Origin of the sequence: uncultured Aggregatibacter sp. (assembly GCF_938046485.1) — a bacterium.
Lineage (GTDB): Bacteria > Pseudomonadota > Gammaproteobacteria > Enterobacterales > Pasteurellaceae > Aggregatibacter.
In genome coordinates this window covers 1-5499 of record NZ_CALIWN010000016.1, presented here as the reverse complement: position 1 = coordinate 5499, position 5499 = coordinate 1, and the positions used below count along the sequence as shown (strand labels likewise).

Sequence of the window (5499 nt, the reverse complement as noted above, 5' to 3'; positions counted from 1 at the left end):
TCTGTTTTTCTTGTAATTTCATCAGTTTTGAATTTAACGAACGCTTAAATGCCGGCGCCAACACCTCAAGCGCCAAGGCCTGTTCTAACTCGTCCGTGTGTTCGGGGGCTGACAATAAACGGTTCAAATGACGAATAGTAAATTCAGGATGCGGACGGCTCAACAATACCAGCCGATCACCTTGATGAATTACGCCCGCTTGTACCACCCGTACATACCAGCCCGACCAACCGGAACGATACACGGTTTGTTGTGTATTTGAATTATTGGTATTTTTCGACAAGCGCTCACAAGGTTTACGCGGTTGCGACACTTCCACCACGCAAGTACCGATTTGAAAACGATCTCCTACGCATACGGAATCTTCGTTCAATTCAGAAACCACAAAATTCTCACCGTAAATCGCCGTGCCCTGATAAGAAAAATTTTCATCCAATAACGCATTTAACGCTGGGAAAGAATCTGCCGACATAAAAAACAGCGCCTTATCCACGCCACCATGATGAGCTTTTAACCCCACATCATTGCCTTCTGCACCGAGCGAATGAATATTCACAGCTGCTACCGGTTGCTTGCGAATGGCGCTTTCATAACACGAACCATCCGCAAATGTTAAAGACTGCACTTGACCGATTTTAATCACTAAAATTTCCGCATTGGACATACGTCACCTCAAACTGCATAAATGAAATGAGGCAAATTATACCGTAAAAACATAATCTTTTTTGACCGCACTGACTTTTTTAAATATCATTCTTTGCACAATACGCAATCAATTAGGAACAAAAAATATGCAATATTTACTCGCCCAAACCAGCCAAAACCAACAACTTGGTATCACCGCGAAAATGGCGAACCGCCACGGTTTAATTGCCGGCGCCACCGGCACAGGTAAAACCGTGACATTACGCAAAATGGCGGAAGCCTTTAGTGACGATGGTGTACCGGTGTTTTTAGTGGATGTGAAAGGCGACCTTTCCGGTTTAGTGCAACCGGGTGCGATGCAAGGCAAAATCGCTGAGCGTATCGAACAATTCAATTTAGGCGGCGAAAGCTATTTGAGCGGTTATCCTGTTTCCTTCTGGGACGTGTTCGGCGAAACCGGCATTCCGCTCCGTACCACCATTTCCGAAATGGGGCCGTTGTTGCTCTCCCGTTTATTAAATCTCAACGCGACGCAAGAAGGCTTACTCAACCTCGTGTTCCGTGTGGCAGATGACAAAGGCTTATTGCTTATCGACCTAAAAGACCTGCGTGCCATGTTGAAATATGTAGCGGAAAACGCCAAAACCTTCCAAGTGGAATATGGCAATGTGTCTGCCGCCAGCGTAGGCGCCATTCAACGCGCCTTATTAACCTTAGAAAACGAAGGTGCGGCCAATTTATTCGGCGAACCGGCTCTTAACTTAGATGACTGGCTACAAACCCGTGATGGTCGCGGTGTAATCAATGTGCTTAATTCGGAAAAATTAATTAACTCTCCACGCATGTACAGCGCGTTCTTGCTTTGGTTAATGGCTGAATTATTTGAACAGCTACCGGAAGTGGGCGACCCCGACAAACCGAAATTCGTGATGTTCTTTGACGAAGCGCATTTGCTGTTTGATGGCGCACCAAGCGTATTAGTAGATAAAGTAGAACAAGTTGTGCGTTTGATTCGTTCCAAAGGTGTGGGCATTTATTTCGTGACCCAAAACCCATTGGATTTACCGGACACCGTGCTCGGTCAATTAGGTAACCGCGTACAACACGCCTTGCGCGCCTTTACGCCACGCGATCAAAAGGCCGTGAAATCAGCTGCGGAAACCTTCCGTTCCAACCCGAGCATAAACGTGGTTGAAACGATTTCAACACTCGGCGTAGGTCAGGCATTAGTCTCGTTCTTAGATGAAAAAGGCATGCCAACACCGGTGGAAATTGCTTACATTTTCCCACCGAAAAGCCAATTAGCGCCAATTACTGCCGAACAACGCACCGCTTGGGTAAAAGACGATGATTTGTATGCTTTCTATAAAGATTATGTGGATAACGAATCTGCTTTTGAGGTGTTAAACCAACAAGCAGATTTAGCCGCTGTGGTGCAAAAACAAGCGGAACAAGCCAAGCAGGAAGAAGAAAACGGCATTATGGGTAGTCTCAGCCGCATGATTTTCGGCACCAAAAAACGTGGAGAACAACTGACTGTGACGGAAGAATTGGTTAGCGGTGTGGCAAAAGCTGTGGGACGTAATATCCGCAGCCAAATCACCAAACAAATTATGCGGGGAATTTTAGGCGCGTTTAAGAAGTAAAATTCCTCCGAAAAATGTACCGCACTTTCCGCACAAGGTAAGGCTAGTGTAAAACAGTGGAGTCTTGTAGAATAAGGCTCATATTTTTAGTCAAAAAAATGACCGCACTTAAAACAAAAGTGCGGTCGGTTTTTAAGGTAAATTTTATGCTAAACCTCCTCAAAATCTTATGGTTGTCCGCCGGCGTGTTGGCGCTTTCTGCCTGTGGATTTCACTTCCAAAACGGTGAACTGATTCCTCAAGAATTACAAACGTTAAAATTGGAAAGCAGTGATCCTTATAGCGATATGGCGTTATCCATGCGTCGCCAGTTACAGCTCAATAACGTGAATTTAGTGGAAGACAAGGCCGATGTTCCGGTGTTGCGTTTAAATAAAATTTCAAGCAAAGATCAAGTGGTATCAATTTTCAAACAAGGCCGTGAGGCGGAAAAACAGCTGATTTTAGAAGTGGAAGCCAGCGTGAAATTGCCAAATAAAGACAGCTTCCCAATCAGTACCAAAGTTAATCGCACATTCTTTGATAACGCCCGTGCGGCATTGGCAAAATCGGCAGAAAAAGACGTGATTTGGCAGGATATGCGTGAGCAGGCTGCACGTCAGTTAATTAACAAAATGGTGGCCTTACAGCACCAAATTCATGGCAACTAATGAATCGTATTTTTCCTGAACAGCTTTCTCTCTCGTTAGCGCGTCAACCCGCGACGCTTTATTTTCTCATGGGCGAAGATCCGTTATTACTTGAAGAAAGTCAGGATGCGATTCAACAAGCCGCGTTTAAACAAGGATTCGACGAAAAATGGGGGCTGGAAATTAATCCCTCCACTGACTGGAATGCGTTGCTTGAACGTGTGCAATCTATGGGCTTATTTTTCAATAAGCAATGCATTCTCTTAGATTTACCGGAAAATCTGACCGCACTTTTGCAGAAAAATCTGTTGGAATTCGTTTCCTTGTTACACCCTGATGTGTTGCCGATTTTTCGCCTAGCCAAACTGACGAAAGCCACTGAAAATCAATCTTGGTTTATTGCCGCCAATCAATATGCGCCCGAAGCCGTATTGGTGAATTGTCAAACGCCGAATGTGGAACAATTGCCACGTTGGGTAAGCAATCGGGCAAAAAGTTTGGGGTTAAGTATTGACGAAGAAGCGGTGCAACTGTTGTGCTACAGCTATGAAAATAATTTACTAGCGCTGAAACAAGCCTTGCAATTATTGGATTTGCTTTATGCCGACCGAAAATTGAGTTTTGCCCGTGTGAATGCGGTGGTAGAGCAGTCTTCCGTATTTACCCCGTTTCAGTGGGTTGATGCGATGCTTGCCGGCAAAGGTAACCGCGCCCGTCGCATTTTAATCGGATTAAAAGATGAAGATGTGCAACCGATTATTTTGTTACGCACCTTACAGCGGGATTTGATGACATTGTTAGAGATCAGCAAACCGGAACAACCGGCCAAACTTGATGATCCTTTGCCGACAGCTAAACTACGCGAACATTTTGATCGCCTTAAAGTGTGGCAAAACCGTCGTCCATTATTTAGCCAAACCATACAACGTTTAACCTATCGTAAACTTTATCTCTTTTTCCAACAACTTGCTGAGATAGAACGTTGCACAAAGCAAGAATTTAATGATGACATTTGGCAGCAATTAGAGGCATTCTCAGTGAGATTTTGTGCCTAAAATACCTCCAATTAACGCCTTGACGAAGTCACTTTTCAAGCGTAACATTGCGCGCGATTTAGTAACATGAGGACACACACTTTGGACAGTCACAGTCGATACCGAACGGAGTTTTCACTGTAACTATCGCCTTTCTCACTTATCGGCGATGGTTTCGTTGGTAAGTTTTATTTACCTTTCTCTTTTTCGGCATCTTTTCTATCAGACGAAAATTTGCAACTTCTTAATCCTTATCGCTTTCTTTTTGTCGTTGAAAATACGGATAAAAACGACCGCACTTGTATTCGTTTGATTGTTGTTCATTGCGTTGTGCATAGTCCAATCGGGAGTATGACAAAATGATAAATGCCTTTGCCCTTGAAGATGCACGCTTAGTTCGCATCGATGAATCTGCTGAGCCATTAAATACCGCCATTTGGCTTGATCTAATTGAACCAACCATAGAAGAGCGGGAAACCTTACAAAAAAGTTTAGGCCAAAGCTTAGCCTCTTTCTTGGAGTTAGAAGATATCGAAGCATCTGCACGTTTTTTTGAAGATGAAGATGGTTTGCACTTACACTCTTTCTTTTATTGTGAAGATGAAAATGATTATGCTGATTTGGCCAGCGTGGCATTCACCATTCGTGATGGGCGTTTATTTACCTTGCGCGATCGTGAATTACCGGCATTCCGTTTGTATCGGATGCGTTCCCGCAATCAGCGTTTAATTGAGTGTAACTCCTATGAATTACTGCTCGATTTGTTCGAAACAAAAATTGAGCAATTAGCCGATGTCATTGAAAACGTGTATGCTGATTTGGAGAAATTAAGCCGCGTGATACTCAACGGAACGCAAGGAGAAGCCTTCGATGAAGCCTTAGCAACCTTAACGGAACAAGAAGACACCAGTTCTAAAGTCCGCTTATGTTTGATGGATACACAACGCGCGCTCAGTTTCTTAGTACGCAAAACCCGTTTACCGGCGAATCAATTAGAACAGGCGCGTGAAATTTTACGAGACATTGAATCTTTGCAGCCACATAATGAATCGCTGTTCCAAAAAGTCAACTTCTTACTACAAGCGGCAATGGGTTTTATCAATATTGAGCAGAACCGCATTATCAAAATTTTCTCCGTTGTATCGGTAATTTTCTTACCACCGACATTAGTCGCCTCCAACTATGGTATGAACTTTAACGATATGCCGGAACTTGGGTTTAAATTTGGCTACCCAATGGCTTTGGGATTAATGGCGTTAGCCGCATTTGCACCATACTGGTATTTCAAACGGAAAGGATGGCTGTAATTAAGCGAATACGCAAAAATAAAGTAGAGCATTCAACGGTTTCATTGTCTCAATAAAATTAGAAACCTGTGGTAGGCTTAATAATGTTGATGAGATCAGAAAAATTAGACATCAACATAATCTTCAATATTGGCCTACCACTGATACCCATCAAAACAATAAACAAATTCCCACTTTTCCCCAAAAAATCAAAAACCCCCGATGCTCTCACATCAGGGGTTCATACGAATAAACTTGG

Annotated in this window: 5 protein-coding genes; 4 read left to right on the top strand and 1 reads right to left on the bottom strand. The window is 43.5% G+C overall.

What is annotated here, in order from left to right:
• Positions 1-664 (bottom strand): MOSC domain-containing protein (locus tag Q0203_RS01910; protein ID WP_297929108.1); only part of this gene is annotated, 664 nt, incomplete at its 3' end.
• Positions 665-791: 127 nt separating this feature from the next.
• On the opposite strand from Q0203_RS01910, the gene Q0203_RS01905 reads away from it, so the two are divergent.
• From Q0203_RS01905 to corA, 4 genes are all read left to right on the top strand, one after another.
• Complete coding sequence (locus Q0203_RS01905; RefSeq protein ID WP_297929106.1) at positions 792-2291, top strand: helicase HerA-like C-terminal domain-containing protein; 1500 nt, start codon at positions 792-794, stop codon at positions 2289-2291.
• A 146-nt stretch (positions 2292-2437) separates the two neighbouring features.
• Complete coding sequence (gene lptE / locus Q0203_RS01900; RefSeq protein WP_297929105.1) at positions 2438-2941, top strand: LPS assembly lipoprotein LptE; 504 nt, start codon at positions 2438-2440, stop codon at positions 2939-2941.
• Complete coding sequence (gene holA, locus Q0203_RS01895) at positions 2941-3975, top strand: DNA polymerase III subunit delta (RefSeq protein ID WP_297929103.1); 1035 nt, start codon at positions 2941-2943, stop codon at positions 3973-3975. The genes lptE and holA overlap by 1 nt, the downstream gene beginning before the upstream one ends.
• A 338-nt stretch (positions 3976-4313) precedes the next feature.
• Positions 4314-5261 (top strand): magnesium/cobalt transporter CorA, encoded by a 948-nt coding sequence (corA, locus tag Q0203_RS01890; RefSeq protein ID WP_297929102.1) that lies wholly within the window; start codon positions 4314-4316, stop codon positions 5259-5261.
• The last annotated feature ends 238 nt before the right edge of the window (positions 5262-5499 follow it).

Excerpts from the sequence above, each read along its gene's own strand:
- Q0203_RS01905 (WP_297929106.1), top strand. The coding sequence starts at position 792 with ATGCAATATTTACTCGCCCAAACCAGCCAAAACCAACAACTTGGTATC.
- lptE (WP_297929105.1), top strand. The coding sequence starts at position 2,438 with ATGCTAAACCTCCTCAAAATCTTATGGTTGTCCGCCGGCGTGTTGGCG.
- holA (WP_297929103.1), top strand. The coding sequence starts at position 2,941 with ATGAATCGTATTTTTCCTGAACAGCTTTCTCTCTCGTTAGCGCGTCAA.
- corA (WP_297929102.1), top strand. The coding sequence starts at position 4,314 with ATGATAAATGCCTTTGCCCTTGAAGATGCACGCTTAGTTCGCATCGAT.